The sequence below is a fragment of the Gemmatimonas aurantiaca genome, from assembly GCF_037190085.1.
GTDB classification, from domain to species: domain Bacteria; phylum Gemmatimonadota; class Gemmatimonadetes; order Gemmatimonadales; family Gemmatimonadaceae; genus Gemmatimonas; species Gemmatimonas aurantiaca_A.
Window position 1 is genome coordinate 10,948 of record NZ_JBBCJO010000015.1, and the last position, 17,043, is coordinate 27,990.

At 65.6% G+C, this 17,043-nt stretch carries 11 protein-coding genes; 4 read left to right on the forward strand and 7 right to left on the reverse strand.

What is annotated here, in order from left to right; translation table 11 throughout:
• Positions 1-28 precede the first annotated feature (28 nt).
• From recB to WG208_RS18275, 3 genes are read right to left on the reverse strand one after another with little or no spacing between them, the layout of a single operon-like run.
• Positions 29-3,685 (reverse strand): exodeoxyribonuclease V subunit beta, encoded by a 3,657-nt coding sequence (gene recB / locus WG208_RS18265; RefSeq protein WP_337172832.1) that lies wholly within the window; start codon positions 3,683-3,685, stop codon positions 29-31.
• Positions 3,682-7,008: an exodeoxyribonuclease V subunit gamma gene (locus WG208_RS18270; RefSeq protein ID WP_337172833.1), complete on the reverse strand. Its 3,327-nt coding sequence runs from the start codon at positions 7,006-7,008 to the stop codon at positions 3,682-3,684. The genes recB and WG208_RS18270 overlap by 4 nt, the downstream gene beginning before the upstream one ends.
• A gap of 22 nt (positions 7,009-7,030) precedes the next feature.
• Positions 7,031-8,416 (reverse strand): Zn-dependent hydrolase, encoded by a 1,386-nt coding sequence (locus tag WG208_RS18275; RefSeq protein WP_337172834.1) that lies wholly within the window; start codon positions 8,414-8,416, stop codon positions 7,031-7,033.
• A gap of 149 nt (positions 8,417-8,565) precedes the next feature.
• On the opposite strand from WG208_RS18275, the gene WG208_RS18280 reads away from it, so the two are divergent.
• The gene (locus WG208_RS18280; RefSeq protein ID WP_337172835.1) at positions 8,566-9,588 is read left to right on the forward strand and encodes a hypothetical protein; all 1,023 of its coding nucleotides are present in this window, start codon (positions 8,566-8,568) and stop codon (positions 9,586-9,588) included.
• A 15-nt stretch (positions 9,589-9,603) separates the two neighbouring features.
• Here WG208_RS18280 and WG208_RS18285 read toward each other — a convergent pair whose 3' ends face one another.
• Positions 9,604-11,199, reverse strand: a complete 1,596-nt coding sequence (locus WG208_RS18285; protein ID WP_337172836.1) for a Na+/H+ antiporter — start codon at positions 11,197-11,199, stop codon at positions 9,604-9,606.
• 101 nt (positions 11,200-11,300) lie between these two features.
• On the opposite strand from WG208_RS18285, the gene WG208_RS18290 reads away from it, so the two are divergent.
• Both WG208_RS18290 and WG208_RS18295 read left to right on the forward strand, forming a co-directional pair.
• Positions 11,301-12,428 (forward strand): PQQ-binding-like beta-propeller repeat protein, encoded by a 1,128-nt coding sequence (locus tag WG208_RS18290; RefSeq protein WP_337172837.1) that lies wholly within the window; start codon positions 11,301-11,303, stop codon positions 12,426-12,428.
• A 94-nt stretch (positions 12,429-12,522) separates the two neighbouring features.
• A complete protein-coding gene (locus tag WG208_RS18295; protein WP_337172838.1) occupies positions 12,523-13,593 on the forward strand; it encodes an NADH:flavin oxidoreductase/NADH oxidase in 1,071 nt (356 codons plus the stop codon).
• A 369-nt stretch (positions 13,594-13,962) separates the two neighbouring features.
• Here WG208_RS18295 and WG208_RS18300 read toward each other — a convergent pair whose 3' ends face one another.
• The 3 genes from WG208_RS18300 to WG208_RS18310 all read right to left on the reverse strand — a co-directional run bounded on the left by WG208_RS18300 (position 13,963) and on the right by WG208_RS18310 (position 15,352).
• Positions 13,963-14,427, reverse strand: coding sequence for a hypothetical protein (locus tag WG208_RS18300; RefSeq protein WP_337172839.1), 465 nt, complete (start codon positions 14,425-14,427; stop codon positions 13,963-13,965).
• Between the two features lie 107 nt (positions 14,428-14,534).
• Complete coding sequence (locus WG208_RS18305; protein WP_337172840.1) at positions 14,535-15,098, reverse strand: EVE domain-containing protein; 564 nt, start codon at positions 15,096-15,098, stop codon at positions 14,535-14,537.
• A gap of 2 nt (positions 15,099-15,100) precedes the next feature.
• Complete coding sequence (locus WG208_RS18310; RefSeq protein WP_337172841.1) at positions 15,101-15,352, reverse strand: hypothetical protein; 252 nt, start codon at positions 15,350-15,352, stop codon at positions 15,101-15,103.
• A gap of 29 nt (positions 15,353-15,381) precedes the next feature.
• Here WG208_RS18310 and WG208_RS18315 point away from each other — a divergent pair, with 29 nt between their 5' ends.
• Complete coding sequence (locus WG208_RS18315; RefSeq protein ID WP_337172842.1) at positions 15,382-17,040, forward strand: serine hydrolase domain-containing protein; 1,659 nt, start codon at positions 15,382-15,384, stop codon at positions 17,038-17,040.
• The last annotated feature ends 3 nt before the right edge of the window (positions 17,041-17,043 follow it).

Consider the following 17,043-nt stretch of genomic DNA (forward strand, 5'->3'; position numbering starts at 1 on the left):
ACACCCGTATTCATACTCGCGCCCGTGTTCATGCTCCGGCCTCTGAACGACGCCCGTCGAGCACGGCATCCAGCGCGTCGATGAGGGTGACATCGGGACGGTCGACATACCATCCGCTGCCCGCAGCCACCGCCGGAGAGAACCCTCTCAGAAATGCGTAGGCGGCACCGCCCATATGCGTTTCGTATCGATATCCGGGTACACGCTGTTTCAGGAAGCGGTGCACCGCCACCAGGTAGAGGTGGTACTGCTGGACGTTGTGATGGCCGGCCATCACCCGCTCGAGTGACGCCTCTGCATAGGAGTCGATATCGAAACCGAGCTGGTTGGATTTCCAGTCCACCACATACCATCGTCCCTCGTGTTCGAACAACAGATCCACGAAGCCGGTGAGGAATCCATGCACACGATCGGCACCCAGGGCGCGGACCTGATCGGCGTATGCGGCGCCACGTGTACCTCCATACTGCGCGAACACGCGGGCAAGCCCCTGCCTAGTCAGTGCATGATCGGTCGATGCGAGCGGCAGCAGGAACTGCCACTCCCGCTTCGTGCGACTGGCTGGGACCTGATCGAGAGAAAACGACAGGGCGCCCACCCGGGATCGCAGCACACCGCGCATCATGCCCAGAACGGCTTCGATGCGTGCGTTCCGTTCTTCCGCGCTCATGTCCAGCGGTTCGAGTTCTCTCCAGATCAGCGCGCGGAGTTCTTCATCCGTGGCGTCGAAGCACGCACGCTCGAACAACGCATGCAGCACGATACCGGGCCCGGTGCCTGCCGGAAATGTGCGGAAATCGCCGGCCTCACGAACGATGGGCGCGGCTTGCGTGACGTCGGATTGATCGTCGCGGTCACGCGCGGCACCCTCGTGCGCTGCTCCCCGCATGGCTTCGTAGCTGCCAGCCGTCAGCGAAGTGAAGCTGGCAATCGAGAAGGTCGAGAAACGTTCCCGGGGCGTGGGGAACGCCGGCAATATCCGCGCGGCGGGTGTGACATCGGCGTTCCGGACTTGGGTCGGTACCCGGCCAACGGGGCGCCAGCTGTCGACGATGTCCACCGCCATGTATGAGGCATGTGCCTCGACGAGTGAACGGAGCATGGGTTCCCAGCAATGCAGATCGTCACGCAGTGATTCGGCCACCTCCGCCGGTGATGCGTTCACGGTCTCTCCATCATACAGCAGCCAGGACAGCGCCGAGTGTTCCGAACCGTTCGGCGCACGCCCGATGGGCCCCCATCCCACATACGTGCGATACCGCGCGCGTGTCAGCGCCACATACACCAACCGGCAATCTTCCGCCAACCGCTCGCGCTCGGCTTCGGCAATCCGCGTCTCCCGCTGCGCCGAGCCGTGATCGAAGACCACGCGTTCACCTTCATGCACCAGCACCGGTGCCGACGCATCGACGCGACGGACGCTCCAGAGCGTGGGACAGAGCACGATATCGTATTCGAGTCCCTTGCTGCGATGCACCGTCACCACCTGCACCGCCTCGTCGTCGCTCTCCAGACGCAGTTCTCGGACACCCCGGGCATCGGCCTGCTCCGCGCGCGTGGATTCGAGCCAGCGCAGCAGCCCCTCCATGCCGAGTGCCTCGCTCTCGGCCGCTTCGTGCAGCAGCTCCTGCGCATGCCGGAGATTGGTGAGCCGTCGCTCGCCATCGACCTGCGCGAGCAAACGGGCCACGACCTGCCGAAGCTCGAAAAGCCGGCCGAGCAACTGCAACACGCCCCGGGCGACCCACAGATCACGCAGAGTCACGAAATGATTGAGGATCTCCTCCCACTCGGCCTCCCCGGCCGGGGTATTCAGGCGGCGGAGATCATCGTGCCCGAACCCCCAGAGACCTGTCGTGAGCGCCGCCCGCACCCGCGCGAAGTTTCCGGGCGCGGCAATGGCTTCGAGCACGCGCTGCAGTTCCTCCATCTCACGGGAGTGCATGACGTCGCCGAGGCCCGTCAGCACTGCCGGCACACCGGCATTCGCGAGCAGGCGCACCATATCCGCCCCTTCGTGGCCGGCCCGCACCAGTACCGCAATGCGATTGGGATTCCAGCCTTCCGCCACGTACCGCACGACAATGTCGGCACACGCCTCCAGAAGCAGCGCCCTGGCATCGCCCGCACTCGTGGGCACGGGTTTGCCGTTGCGCTCCTCCGGAGGCAGATACAGCCACTGCAATGCGTGCCTGCCCATCAACCGCGCGGGTGGTGCCGGGTGTTCGCGCGCCACGGCCGGCTGGAAACGGATCTCGTCGTCGACGAAGGGTGCCGCCCGACGCGAGAACAGCGCATTCACCGCCTGCACCATCGCGGGTGTGCTGCGATGATTCTGTCCGAGCGTGTAGCGATGCGCGGCGGCTCTTCCCGCCGCCAGATAGGCCCGTACATCGGCACCACGAAAGCCGTAGATCGCCTGTTTCGGATCGCCGATCAGGAAAAGCGGTCGTTTCGCGAATGCGATCCGGAAGACATGAAACTGATGACTGTCCGTGTCCTGGAACTCGTCGATGAGTGCCGCCTGATACTGCCGACGGATAGCGCGCGCCAGCAGCCCGTCGCTGCCCTGCGCGGCCAGCACCGTGTGCAATTGCGCCAGCAGATCGTCGAACCCGATGACATGGCGTTCCTGCTTGACCGCACGAACCCGTGTATCAGTCGCCAGAAGACAGTCCGCTCTCAGCGACAGCTCGAGCGTGAGCAGCGCTTCGTGCAATGCACTCGCCTTTCGTGCGATGGGCCAGTCGGAGATGGCATCCGCCGCGGCCCGATTCTGCTTGCCGGCTTTGTTCGCCTTGGCGTACAGCGCGTCGGCACGCAGCATGTCGGCGATTTCCTGTGCCGCGGAGAGATCACCGGTCGTCGCGCGCACGGCCAGCCGCTCCAGGTCGTCTGGCGCTTCCGGGGCTTCAAAGACTGCGGCGAGTGGAGCCCCCTTGTTCCATTGCACCGACGCCGCGGCCGCACGCAGGGCGTCGAGGGACCATACCGCGGCAAACGCGTCGAGGGCGCGCCGCACCGCAGCCTGCGCATCGCCCGGTGCGACGACGGGGTCGATGTCGGCATCCGGCCACCGGCGCCATGTGGCGTAGTCCCGCGCAAAAACCTGTGGCGACCAGCTTTTGGCCACCACCCACGCGGCCAGTGACACATTCTCGTAGAATGTGCGACGCCACCAGTCCTCCATCGCTTCGGTGATGAGCGCTTCACCATCCTCCAGCAACTGCACACCGAACGAAGCGCCGCTCTCCAGGGCGAACTCGTCGAGCACCCGCCGGCAGAAGCCATGAATGGTGAACACCGAAAGAGAGTCCAGTGCGGCCAGCGCCTCCCGGATGCGCATCAGTGCCCAGAGTTCACGTCCATCGGCCAATCGTCTCAGCATCTCGATCGTCGGCGTGCTCTCGTGATCCCGGGCACCTGCCCAGACATCGCGCGCGAGGTGCAGCATGTTCCGGATGCGGGTGACCAGTTCTTCGGTCGCCGCGTTGGTGAAGGTGACCACCAGGATATTGGCGAGACCATCGACCACCGGGCGGTCGTCCTCCATCTCCAGCAGCAGGCGCACCACGCTCATGGCGATGTTGAATGTCTTGCCCGTGCCGGCACTGGCCTCGATGAGCGAGATCCCCCGATCGAACGGCGTGCAATCCACTTCGAAGGGCGGCATGATCGTGGTCACGATTCCGTGCTCCCCGCTTCCATCCGCATATCGGCCTGCCCGTCGACCAGCCCTTCCGTGGTCAACGCGGACTCGGCCGGCACCCAGAACGCCTCGGTAAGTGCGACGAATTCCTCCGCGTGCGTCTCGAAGGGATCACGGCCACGCCAGAGCAGCGCCACGTAGGGATCGTCGGCGTCGCCCGTGCTGAACTCCCCCCCGGGCACATAGGCAGCGCGCGCGGCATCCAACGGTAATCTGGCTCCTTTCTTCGTGGCATTCACCGCCTTCCGATAGGCTTCGGCCGCGCCGGGAAAGTAGGGCACCGGCATGGAGAGCATGCGTCGATAGTGCCCGATGAGCACGTCGAGCAACGCCATGGGTTCCTGCAGGGCCTCGAATGTACGCACGCCGTCCAGCGACATCACACGCGTGGGACCGACGCCTCCCGCGGCGGCACGCGCCACGTGAGCAATCCACGCCTGCGTGAGATCCTTCACCTTGAGCGTGGCCGCGCGCACGCGCCACTGTTCATCCGGCAGCTGAAAATCGAGACGCCCCACCAGCTGCCAGTCACGCCTCTCCACATCCACGGTCAGCGGCTCGAGAAACTGCGGGCGCCCGATCCGTCGCACCATCGGCGCCATCTGTCGCGACAGTCGATCGTACCACGCTTCGCCGAGCGGACCGGGAGGCAATTCTCCCGACGCCTCCACCAGCAGGCGTCGCGTACCGGCCGTGTGCGCACGATGCAGCACATCTTCGAGCATGCGCTGCTGGACACGGGTCCGGAGAAGACCGTCCATCTGCATGGGCTCGATATCCTGCACGGCTTCCCGCGCCGCACGCAGCGACAACTGCAACACCCGCTCCGCATGAAATCGCGAGGGATTGCACCACGCTGCCATGAGATCGTCCAGCGTGATCACCAGGCGTTCGGAAACCGTGTGCGCCCCGACTCCGACAAACGGCGGATCGACCAGCCGCTCCGATGCATCCGATATACTGCGTGCCAATGCGGCATCATAACTGAACAGGGCCGCCGTGGGGTCATCCGCCGTGGCAAAATAGGCCACACTGAACGGCTGCAATCGATGTTCCACGCGCAATGACGGATGGGGCGCACCATCCGTCGTCCGCACCGTCTCCTGCAGATACTGCAGCAACTCCGCCACCACGATGGAGGGCGCGATCTCGGCATTGTTCGTCTGCGAGCGACCCACATACGAAATGTGCAGGCGATCTTCCGCGCACAGCAGCGTGTCCAGTATCAATTGCCGGTCGTCCATGCGCGGATCGCGGTCACCCGGCTGCCGGGTGCTGCCGATGAGATCGAACGCCGGTCGTCGCTCACGGCGTGGATAGGCGCGATCGTCGAGACCGAGCATGGCGATGACCCGGTGGGGGATGGCCCGCATGGGCTTCATCGCACAGATCGTGAGACCACCGGTCAGAAACCCGGTGGCGTGCTCCCGACTCTGCATCGCCGACGACAGCCAGTCCCGCACCACCTCGAAAGCCACGACGGGGCCACGGCCATCATCATCGAGTGGCAAGGACGGCCAGGCGTTTCGCAGCGTGCCCTGCAGCGCGCGGATTTCCGACAGAATCTCTTCGTACGTCCGGCGCTCGGCCGCTCCATCGGGTTCGACGGCCCAGGTGAGGACGGCTTCGAGCACCACCGACCACTCCGACAACACACGCGGCGTTCTGAGCAGACGCAGATATTCGTCCAGACGCTCGGCCCAGTCCGCAAAGACGCCGAGCAACTCGCTGTCTCCCGCGAGATCGCCGGCCACCGGCAGCCGGCCGTCGATGATCGCGTCGACGGGGCCGGCGGCATACCCGGCAAGCAAACGATCGAGTCCGGTGCGCCAACTGTTTTCGCCGAACGCGGGAAGCTCCAGACGTTCGGCACGATCAGCGGCATCCCACCCCCAGCGGATGCCGGCACTCTGCACCCACGTCGTGATGTGCTCCACCTGAGCGACGGTGATACCGAGCCTGCGACGCACGGGAGCCAGCGCGAGCAGGCGCATGACCTCACTGGCCGACAGACGCGACGTGACCAACCCCAGCAGCAGCTCGAATGCCTGCAGCGGCGCGGATTCGCGGGCCAGGGCACGATCGGCCACCCGGAACGGAATGGTGATCCGATTGCCGGAGCCGCCCCCCCCGAACACGGACTCCGCGAGTGGGGCATAACGTTCCACGTCGGGGACCATCACGAGGATATCGTGAGGTCTGAGCGATGGATCGGACGCGAAGGCATCCAGCAGTTGATCCCGCAGCACCTCCATTTCGCGCAGCGGCGAATGGCAGATGTGCACGCCGATCGATCGATCGTTGGGCGCGACCAGGTACGTGGACGAAGCTGGCTCCGGCCACAGCATGGCACGCTGCAGATGATGCAGCAGCGTATCGCCCGATGGTCGCGCGGCACGCACATGGTGCATGCGCGGTGCCGTGCCGCCGGGTGACGGCGTGGTCAGGAGGCCGAGCAGTTCCCGCGATGCATGCCCGAACTGTTCGAACAGAGGCGAGTGCTCTTCACCCGGCCGCCAGTTCTCCCCATCGGGGATGAGCACGTAGAAACGCACGGGCACGAACCGCGCCACCGCCTGCAACAGACGGATGAACAGTGGCGGCAGCGTGGAGATGCCGAACACCGACAGTCTCGGCGGCAATCCTCCGGGAGCCACGGTCGCCTGCTCCAGACGTTCGATCGTCTGCAGGAACCACCGGGCGAAGTGCAGTGGCCGCTCTCCTTTGCCTTCGAGCAACCGCTGCCACAGCGCCCGCTGCCATGTGACATGCGGATTGTCGTGCGCCTCCGGCGATTCGGCGAGCGCTGCGTCACTCCCCGACTCCCAATCGAGCAGCCATTGCGGCCGATACAGGCGATATTCGTCGAAACGGCCGCTGATGCGACGGGCCAGTCCGTACCGTTTCACCGGGTCCGCCCGTGAGAGGAACTGCCGCAGCGGCGCATACACGGCCTCCCGCATCAACGCTTCGTCGCTGAGCAGCGAGAAGAGCCGCCAGGTGAGCGCTTCCTCCTCGAAGCGCGCGTCGATGGTCTGGAGGGGCTGCAGCGCGTCGGCCAGCGACCGGCAGAACGCCGCGGGAAACGGCAACCGCAACGACGCCGCACACCCGCGTCGCCGGGCCAATTGCTGCCGTACCCAACGTTCCATGCCCAGACTCTGCACCACCACGATATCGTCGTCGAACGGTGGCAACGGCATCGCGGTCAGGATCTGGTCGAGATGCTCCACCAGCGCGTATGGCGAATCACCGGTGACGATCTCCAGACCGGCCACGGTTTCGACGGTTTCCCTCACTCCCGCATTCACCTCGACACGCTCACGTCAATGCGCGATCGGCGGCGATCACGGCGTTGAGCAGCACATCGGCACCGTGCGCGACGTCTTCCGGCTTCGTGAATTCCCGCGGGGAGTGACTGATACCGCCCACGCTGGGCACGAAGATCATTCCCATCGGCGCGATATGCGCCACTTCCTGCGCATCATGCCCCGCGCCGCTGGGCATGCGCTGATGCGACAACCCCAGCGCGATGGCGCTCTGCTGGACGATGTCCATGATGCGGGGGTCGGAGAGTGCCGGCTGACTGTTGGCGTTGGTCGCGAACGCGAACGTCGTCCGCGTGGCTTCTCCGATCTCCTGGGCGATCTGCCGGAAGCGCGCCGCGAAACGCTCCAGTTTCGCGCCGTCGATATCGCGCAGATCGATCGTCATCACCACCTGCCCCGGAATGACGTTGGTGGTGTTCGGGGTCACGTTCACACGCCCGACGGTGGCCACCTGTCGCCCCGGTTCACCACGAATGGCCTCGTTGATGGCCACGGTGAAACGGGCCGCGGCCAGCATCGCATCCTGCCGCTGATCCATCGGCGTGGTGCCGGCATGATTGGAGAATCCCGTGATCGTGACCTCGAACCACCGCAACCCCACGATGCCTTCCACCACCCCGATCTGCCGGCCGCCCTGCTCCAGCAATCCACCCTGCTCGATGTGCAACTCCATGTAACAGGCCACATCGCCTTTCTTCTTCACACTCTCGCCGATGCGGTCCGGATCGCCTCCGATGAGGCGGATCCCTTCACGCAGCGTCTTTCCGGAGCGGGCGACACGCGCGAGGTCCTGCTCTGTGAGCAGCCCCACGAACCCCTGACTGCCGACGGTTCCACCCTCCTCGTTCTGCCACACCACCACATCGAGCGCATGCCGCAATCGCACACGCTGCTCCGCCAGCGACCGCGCCACTTCGATGGCGCTGAACGAACCCACGGGACCATCGAAGTTGCCGCCATCGGTGACCGAGTCGATGTGCGAGCCGATCATGATGGGTGCCAGCCTGGCATCCGTACCCGGCACCCGCGCGATGATGTTCCCCAGGGTATCGAGCCGCGGCGTCAGGCCGCTCTGACGGAACAGGTCGAGCGTGAAGCGACGTCCCTCCAGATCGGCCTCACTGTACGCCACCCGGTTGATGCCGCCCGCTGTGCGGCCGATGCGATCGAATTGCGCCAGCCAGCCATTGAGGCGATCCCCGTTGACCCGCACGGGCGCGACGGGACTCCCGACATCGGCACTGTCCCTCCCGCGTCCCCACGCCGCGCCGAACACCGACCCTGCGACCGGTGCCGCCGGCAATACGGCCGCGAGTGTGGCCGCGTGCTGCAGGAAGGTGCGACGATGCATCGGTTCTTCATCCCGGGAAATGGTCATGCAGCAACGCTAGCACCGCGCCGCACGATTGGCGCGGGGGCAGGGATCAACGGTGTGAGGGAGTCCGCCCGACGATAGCCTTCCGAGCCGGAATGAGACACTTTGCAATGACCGACGCCGTCACCGCTCCGCTGGCTCCAACACCTCCAATGACCCTACCGCCCGTCGACCCTTCCTCTGACGCGCCGTTCGCGGTGCCAGGCGCCGCCAACCAGGACCTCGGCTTCGGCCGGGTGGTGGCCCAGCAGACGCGCGGTCGTTTTCTCTCCAAGAACGGCCGTCTCACCGCCCGCAAGTACGGACTCGGCGCGCAGCGCACCGAACGGCTCTACCTCGAAGCGCTCAATACGCCGTGGAGCGTTTTCCTGCTCTGGACCGTTGGCGGTGTGCTGCTCATCAACGGCATCTTCGCGCTGGCCTACGGCTCGCTGGGCAGCGAGGCCATTGCCGGCACGGGCACGCTGGGACTCGACGATCCCTTCCTGCGCGCCTTCGTCTACAGCGTCGGTGCGTTCACCACCACCGGTACCGACGGATTGCACGCCGTGGGCAGTGCGGCGCATCTGCTCACCGTCGTGCAGACGCTGCTCGGGCCGCTCATCGGCATGATCGTCGCCGGTCTGGTGATCGCGCGCCTCACCCGGCCGCGCGCACGTCTGCGTTTCAGTGAGTCGGCGGTCATCGCTCCGTACGAAGGCGGCCGCGGCCTGATGTTCCGGTTCGTGAACGAGCTGCCCAGTGAACTCACCGACGTGCGGGTGGGCATGAGCCTGTCGTGGTACGAGGAGGTCGACGGCAAGCGCGAGCGCAACTTCCATCCGCTGCCGCTCGAGCGCGACAATGTCCCGTTCTTTCCGCTGCACTGGACCGTCGTGCACCCGATCACGGCCGAAAGCCCGTTGCACGGTGTCACACCCGAACGGCTGTGCAGCGGCGACGCCGAGATCCTCGTGCTCATCACGGCACACGAAGAAACGTTCTCCACGCACATCTCGGTGCGGACCTCCTATCGCTGGGACGAGATCACCTGGGACGCGCGATATGCCAGCATCTTCACCACCAGCACGGACGATGCGCTGGCCATCGACGTGGAACGCCTGAGTCGCTTCGAGCGGTTGCCCGAAGGCACCACCCGCGTGCCCCCCGCGGCGGAGGGTGTGGCGATCCCCTGACGGGATGCCCGGGATTCAGTGTGCGGCCACCTGGCGTGGATCGGTGTTGGCATCGACGTGATCGCCCCGCAGCGCGTCCAGATCGAGTTCCTGTTCGAGCTCACGCAGCACCTCGTCGGAGATCGCGCCTTCGTTGCGCAAACGGACGAGCAGACGCCGTTCCGCCTCCCGCATGCGTGAACGCACATGATGTCGCGCGTGCGCCGCCTGCGGATCGCGATGATGTTCCAGGCGTTCCCGCAGTTCGCTGCGCAGCCATGTCACGTCGGTCTGACTCAGCGCCCCTTCCCGCGCGGCGTCCTCGAGTTCTTCCGATGCACGACGCAGCGCTTCCATGCGGGCGAACTGCTCCTCGTCGTGATGCCGCGTTTCAGGCTGGAAATTGAACGCCCGGATGATCGGCGCCAGTGAGCATCCCTGCACGACCAGCGTGACGAGAATGACACTCATGGTCACGTACAGCACTTCCTCACGGAACGGGAACGCGCTGCCGTCGGCCAGCGTGAGCGGCAGGGCCAGCGCCGTGGCCAGTGAGACGATGCCCCGCATGCTGGTCCAGGCCACCAGCATCACCGCCTTGGGCGACACGGCCTCGCGACGTGCCCGGTCGCGATCGAACAGCCGCGGCAGATAGCCGACGATGGGCACCCAGACGAGACGCGCCCCGATGACGACCAGCGAAATGATCAGGCCCGGCACGAGGTAGTGCGGCAACTCGTCGGGCGTACTGGTGCGCAGCAGCTTCGCGAACTGCATGCCCAGCAGCACGAAGATCATCGCATTCAACACGAAGATCAGCACTTCCCACACCGTGTTCGACTGCAGGCGGGACTTGGGCGTGATGGCGGTGGACAGATGCTGTCGCACGTACAGTCCCCCCGCCACGCACGCCAGCACCGCGGAGACGTTCAGCGTCTCGGCGATCATCCAGGCGGCATAGGGGGCGGCCAGCAGCAGCAGCGTTTCGACGAGTTCATCACGTGTACGACGCGCGGCGCGGATGAACAGCCATCCCACCAGCAACCCCACGAGCGTGCCCACGCCGGCGTCCACGAAAAAGCGCACGATGGATGCGCCCAGACTGAACACGCCGGTGACGGCCGCCACCACCGCCGACCGGTAGAGCACGAGCGCGGACGCATCGTTGACGAGGCTTTCTCCTTCGAGAATCACGATCACCCGTCGTGGCACGGGCAGGCGTGACACCACCGCCGCCGCGGCCACCGCATCGGGCGGCGAGACGATGGCCCCCAGCGCCACGGCCACGGCCCAGGGCATGCCCGGAAACAATGCCCGGGCCATCCAGGCCACACCCAGTGTGGTGGCCACCACCAGTCCCACCGCCAGCAGCGCGATGGGACGGCGATTGGCCTTGAACTCCCGCAGCGAGGTGAAGTAGGCCGCCGCCCACAGAATCGGTGGCAGGAACACGAAGAAGACCAGGTCGGGCTCGAGCTCCGGCACGGTGACGTCGGGGAGGAACCCGAGCCCCAGCCCGGCGAGCACCTGCAGGACGGGGGCCGGCACGGGCAAACGTCGACCGAACGCCGTCAGGGCGGCGATGAGCGCGACGAACGCGATGCCGAGGAGAATGGGGGAGTGGGAATGCACCTGTGCCAGACCGGGTTTGTGATATCCGCCATCGAAATGTGCGGGATCCGACGGTATTCTGCAGCATGGTACTTCATGGACTTCGATTGGGCAGGATGCTGATGAACAGCATCCTGATGCTCGGCGGGGTGGTGTTTGCCGTGGCCTGCCGTGATTCGGGTACCGCGCCAGGGATGCCTGATCCCGACGACCATGGCACCCTCATCTGGGAAGCCGATGGTGCGAGCCTGATCGCTCCGGTGGTTGTGGACACGATGCTCGTGGCGGTGCATGGCAATCGTGTGGTGGCCCACGAACGACGCACCGGACGCATGCTGTGGGAGCAACCGGTCGGCAACACGATCGCGCGGGCGGAGCGCCTGCTGCACACGAGTGGCGTGATCATCGTGCCATATCACACGCTGTACGGGCTCGATGCCAGAAACGGTGCCATCCGCTGGACGTATGGCTCTTCGGGAGAGGTCGGCAAGCTGTCGCCGGCCGTGGCTGGCGACACAGTGTTCGTGGCGAACGACCCCCTGGGTTCGGTGAGTGCGCTCGATGCCCGCACGGGAGCGACGCTGTGGAGTCGCTCCGTGGCGATGACTGTCTATGCCCCCGTGATCGCTGGTCAACTCGTGATCTATCCCATCAGAGTGGCTGGTGAAGGAAATGATGTTTTGCTGGCACTCGACCGACGCACGGGCGTCGAGCGCTGGCGACAGTCGTTGGCCGGATCGGGCGCCTATGCCGACGACATGACCATGTGGGGAGCCGGAGTCTCGAGCGATGGTGTGATCGTCTCCACGGTTCTTGGTCGTCTGCTGGCCTTCAGGCTGTCGGACGGCAGCCCGCTCTGGCAGACGACGCTGAGCAGTCCGAATACGCCGCGCATTGCAGGTCCACCGCTGATTTTCGATGGGCAGATCGTCCTGTCCGGGGGGCCCGATACCCTCGAGAGCCGCTCTCTGCAGGATGGACGTTTGCTCTGGAAAACATCGTTGGACGCGGTGGTATCAAGACCGCCCACGCGCTGCGGGTCGTATCTGTGTGTTTCCGACCGGTTGCTCTGGATTCTCGATCGCACCGGAAAAATCATCTGGACCGAGGGTGATGGTCCCGGCTTTCAGTTCATGTCGGCCGTTACGGTCGACGGCGAGGGGATCATGTACGTACATCTCGCCCTCCCGGAACTTCGCGCGGTTGTCCGCGCGTTCCGTCCGCCCGTGCGACTCGGTTCTTCACCGTAGGCCTTCCGGGTTCGGGGTTTCCCAGCACTGGGATCGATCGGCGATATTGCACATCCCATCTGCCCTCATCGCCGCGCACCATCCAGTCTCAGGCATGTCCGAACTCTTCTCGCCGCTCACCCTCCGCGCGCTCACGCTGCGCAATCGCGTGGGTGTCTCGCCCATGTGCCAGTATTCCGCCATCGATGGACTGGCCACCGACTGGCACTTCGTGCACCTCGGTGCCTTCGCCACCGGTGGTGCGGGATTGGTGATCACCGAAGCCGCGGCCGTGGTGCCGGAAGGACGCATCTCCCCACAGGACCTGGGCGTCTGGTCGGACGACCACATTCCCATGCTGCGGCGCATCACCGACTTCATTCATGCGCAGGGCAGTGTGGCCGGCATCCAACTCGCGCATGCCGGACGCAAGGCGAGCACACGTCGTCCGTGGGACGGGCATGGTGCCGTGCCCGTGGCGGAGGGCGGATGGGCAAACGTGATGGCGCCCAGTGCGATCGCGTATTCTCCCGACTATCCCGAGGCGCACGCGCTCACGGCCGATGGCATCGCGCAGGTCATCGAGGGCTTCGCCGCAGCGGCGCGTCGTGCGCTGACCGCGGGCTTCAAGGTGGCCGAAGTGCATGCCGCGCACGGCTATCTGTTGCATCAGTTCCTGTCGCCGCTCACCAATCGGCGCACCGACGTCTACGGTGGCAGTTTCGACAACCGTGTCCGTCTCACCTGCGAAGTTTCCGCGGCCATCCGCGCCGTATGGCCCGATGAGTTGCCGGTGATCGTACGCATCTCCGCCACCGACTGGGCCGAGGACGGCTGGACAGTGGACGAATCGGTGCTGCTCGCCCAGCGTCTGCGCACGCTCGGTGTCGATCTCATCGACTGTTCATCGGGTGGACTCGTTGCTCACCAGCAGATCAGTGTGGGTCCCGGGTATCAGGTGCCCTTTGCGCGACGCCTCCGTCAGGAGGCCGGGATCGCGACCGCCGCGGTCGGACTCATCACCGAGGCGCAGCAGGCCGAATCGATCGTGGCCGACGGCGATGCCGACATGGTGCTGCTGGCGCGGGAAGTATTGCGCAATCCGCACTGGCCCCTGCTCGCCGCGCACCAGCTCGGTGTCGAGGGGCCATGGCCGGCTCAGTACCTGCGGGCGAGGCCCCGGTAAGCGGTCACGTGACCGGGCGCGTCCGGATAGCTGGCTATTGGGCGGGCCGCACGTTTGAGGGGCGCCCTGCGGGCGCGATGCCAGCAGGATGAACAGCCGGATAAAAGCAGGATTGGTCCCGTGCGGGCGGCGAGGATGTCGCGGGAATGATTTGAAAAATGGAACAACGGTCGTGCGGTTCCACCACGACCGTTGTTCCCCGTAGTTCAATCCTCAAAAAACCAACTGGCCACCAGGGATATCCTGCAGGTATCCAGCGGTTCATCCTGCAGGTATCGCCGCCGCAGGCGGCCCCTCAATGGTCGGGGCTCGCCCTCCACTCGCGGCCGATCACGATCCGGCGCAGAACCCGCCGGACCAGCCCCGAACTCACCCCGGAATACGCTTGCCCGCCACCGGTGTGGGCTCGACACTGATCTGCATACCCGAGATCTCACGCGACAGCGATCCTTCGAGCTGGTCGCCGTTCGCCCGCATCGTCCAGGTCGTGAGAGCCTCGCGGACCATCTCCTGGCCGTTCATGTTGAGTCGCGCCTCGGATCGCTGAACGAACGCCGCTCCCGAGGCGGTGACACGACCGCCCACGGTGAATGGCTTGGGCGGCGTGGCATTGTCGGATCGTTGCGTGACTTCGAAGGTGCCAAGCAGGGAATCACCGGAGGCGACCACGGTCAGGACACCACTCGCCCGGATGGGCGAAGGAACACCATCCTCGACACGACGACCGAGCTCCCACTCGATCGACCATTTCCCGAGCAGAGGCGATGCGGGCTGAGCGGCGAGCGGGGCGGCCATGCACAACGCAGCGGCCACGGAAATGAGCAGGCGGGACATGAAAGACCTTTCGGAATGAGTGACACGACGGAAACCACAGGTTGCGTCGTGTCAGTCACGGCTGAACGCCAGAAGGTTTCCGGTCCCCACCACCGGAAGCCAACGCCCTACGGCTTCACGCCTCCCAGCGCGCAGACATGCCGCCACTCGGCGGGCGTCACCGGCACCACCGACAGTCGGCTCACCCGGAGCAACGCCATCTGCGACAATGCCGGATCGGCCTTGATCTGCGGCAGCGTGACCGGTGTTTCGAAGGCCACGATTCCCTTCACATCCACCATGAACCAGGTCGGCGTCGCGGGATCGGACTTCCCGTCGTGGTACTCGTGCGACGGATCGAAGGCCGTGTGATCGGGATACCCCTCCTTCACCACCTCGCACACACCCACGATGGCCGACGGCTCGGCGTTCGAGTGATAGAAGAAGCAACGATCGCCGACCTTCATGCCGTCGCGCAGGAAATTGCGCGCCGCCGAATTGCGGATGCTGTCCCAGCAGGTGGTCTGCTTCGGTGACTGCAACAGGTCGTCGAACGAGAAGACGCCGGGCTCCGACTTGATGAGCCAGTACCGACGCTCACCACGCGCACGCGGCGCAAACGCGTCGGCCCACGCACCGGTCTCGTAGGGAGCCGACTGCGGCGCCTTCGCGGCCGATTTTTTGGCCGGCATGGTCAGTTCATGCAGCAATTGCCCGCGCCACACCCCATCGTGGGCATGCCACCGCGCCCCGCGGGCATGGCGCAGGTGTCGCCACCGGCGCCGTTGGTGAAGGTGACCAGTCCCCCCGACAGCACCCGACGCACGGGCTGGCCCGTTTCCGGATGCGCGACGAGCGGTGCGTCCGACATCGACTGACGCACTTCGAAACGCTCGGGCGTTTCCCCCTGCGTCCCGGGGAGTGTTTCGTAGACGTAGATGGGCATACCCGAAAGATACGCGATACATTCGCGACATGCGCCCCCTCCCCCTTTCCCTGCGCGCCGTCGCACCGGCCCTGCTCGCGGCCGCCGCCCAGATCGCGGCTCCCCGGCCGCTCGCCGCCCAGGACATCGATCTGGTGACCACGGCCGATCGCATCTTCGGTGCCTGGAACAACACCCACGGCCCTGGATGCGCCGTCGGTGTCGCCCGCGGCGGCACGACCCTCCTCGAGCGCGGCTATGGCATGGCCGACATCGCCGGGGAGCGCCCCATCACCCCCGCCACGATTCTCGAATCGGGATCGGTGGCCAAGCAGTTCACCGCCACCGCCGTGATGCTGCTGGTGAAAGACGGCAAACTCGGGCTCGACGACGATGCCCGGAAATATCTCCCCGAACTCCCGGTGTACGATCGCCCCATCACGGTACGCCATCTGCTCACGCACACCAGCGGGCTCCGCGAATGGAGCAACCTGATGGCGTGGCAAGGATGGCCGCGCGGCACACGCGTGCACACGCAGCCGTTCGTGTACAGCGTCATCACGGCACAGAAAGCGCTCAACTATCCCGTGGGTGCACACTACTCGTACACCAACTCGGGCTTCCTGCTGCTGCGTACTCTGGTCGAGCGCGTGAGCGGTCAGTCGTTCGCCGACTTCAGTCGCGATCGCATCTTCACACCGCTGGGGCTCACGCATACACGCTGGCGCGACGATTTCACCCGCATCGTGCCGGGCCTCGCGCAGGCATATCGCCGCGCATCCGACGGCTGGCGCATCGACATGCCCACCGACAACATCATCGCCGCCGGTGGACTGCTCACCACCGTGGGCGACTGGCTGCGCTGGAACGATGCCCTCACGAAGAAGACCCTTGGCGCCGCGGTCGTGGATTCCCTCACGCGACAGATGCGCCTCAATAGCGGCCTCGAGATCGCGTACGCTCTGGGGCTCACCGTGGGTCGCTATCGCGGCACCCTGGAGATCGCGCATTCGGGATCGACGGCGGGATATTCCACCTATCTCGCGCGGTATCCCCAACTCGGCGATCTCTCCATCGCGGTGCTGTGCAATGTGGCCGGCGCGGGCGCCACGCAGTACACCCGTCAGCTCGTCGATGCACTGAATCCGACCCTGCCCCGTGCGGCGGCGGCAGACACCGTTGTGGCCGACCAGGCGGCCCTGCTTCCGTGGCGCGGTCTGTACGAAGACACGCGCTGGCATGCCGTGACCACACTCGATACCGCCGGTGGTCGTCTGCGCCAGGGCAACACCCCGCTGCGCGCCCTGCGTGACGGCACGTGGCTCATGGGCAACCTCCGCGTGCGTCTCGCCATGGACAGGGACGGCCGCACCCGCACCATCCGCACGGTCACCTCCGATGGCGATTCGGTGATCTACGTCTGGCGTGCACAGAGCGCCTGGAAACCAACGCCCACCGAACTCGCCGCGTATGCCGGACGATATCGCAGCGACGAGATCGGCAACACGTTCGTGGTGACCGTCGAGGGATCGGTCCTCACCGTGAGCCCGCGTGTCGGCGTGGTCGATTCCCTCGTTCCCACCTTCCGTGATGCCTTCGACGGCTCCGACAATGCCGTCTGGTTCACCCGTGATGCGAAGGGCCGTGTGAACGCGATGCACTTCGGCGCCTCGCGTGTCTGGGACTTCGTATCCACGCGCCTCCCCTGAACG

Coding starts and splice junctions, on each gene's coding strand:
- WG208_RS18300 (WP_337172839.1), bottom strand. CDS start 14,427: ATGTCCCGCCTGCTCATTTCCGTGGCCGCTGCGTTGTGCATGGCCGCC.
- WG208_RS18290 (WP_337172837.1), top strand. CDS start 11,301: ATGAACAGCATCCTGATGCTCGGCGGGGTGGTGTTTGCCGTGGCCTGC.
- WG208_RS18275 (WP_337172834.1), bottom strand. CDS start 8,416: ATGACCATTTCCCGGGATGAAGAACCGATGCATCGTCGCACCTTCCTG.
- WG208_RS18280 (WP_337172835.1), top strand. CDS start 8,566: ATGACCCTACCGCCCGTCGACCCTTCCTCTGACGCGCCGTTCGCGGTG.
- WG208_RS18295 (WP_337172838.1), top strand. CDS start 12,523: ATGTCCGAACTCTTCTCGCCGCTCACCCTCCGCGCGCTCACGCTGCGC.
- WG208_RS18310 (WP_337172841.1), bottom strand. CDS start 15,352: ATGCCCATCTACGTCTACGAAACACTCCCCGGGACGCAGGGGGAAACG.
- WG208_RS18305 (WP_337172840.1), bottom strand. CDS start 15,098: ATGCCGGCCAAAAAATCGGCCGCGAAGGCGCCGCAGTCGGCTCCCTAC.
- WG208_RS18315 (WP_337172842.1), top strand. CDS start 15,382: ATGCGCCCCCTCCCCCTTTCCCTGCGCGCCGTCGCACCGGCCCTGCTC.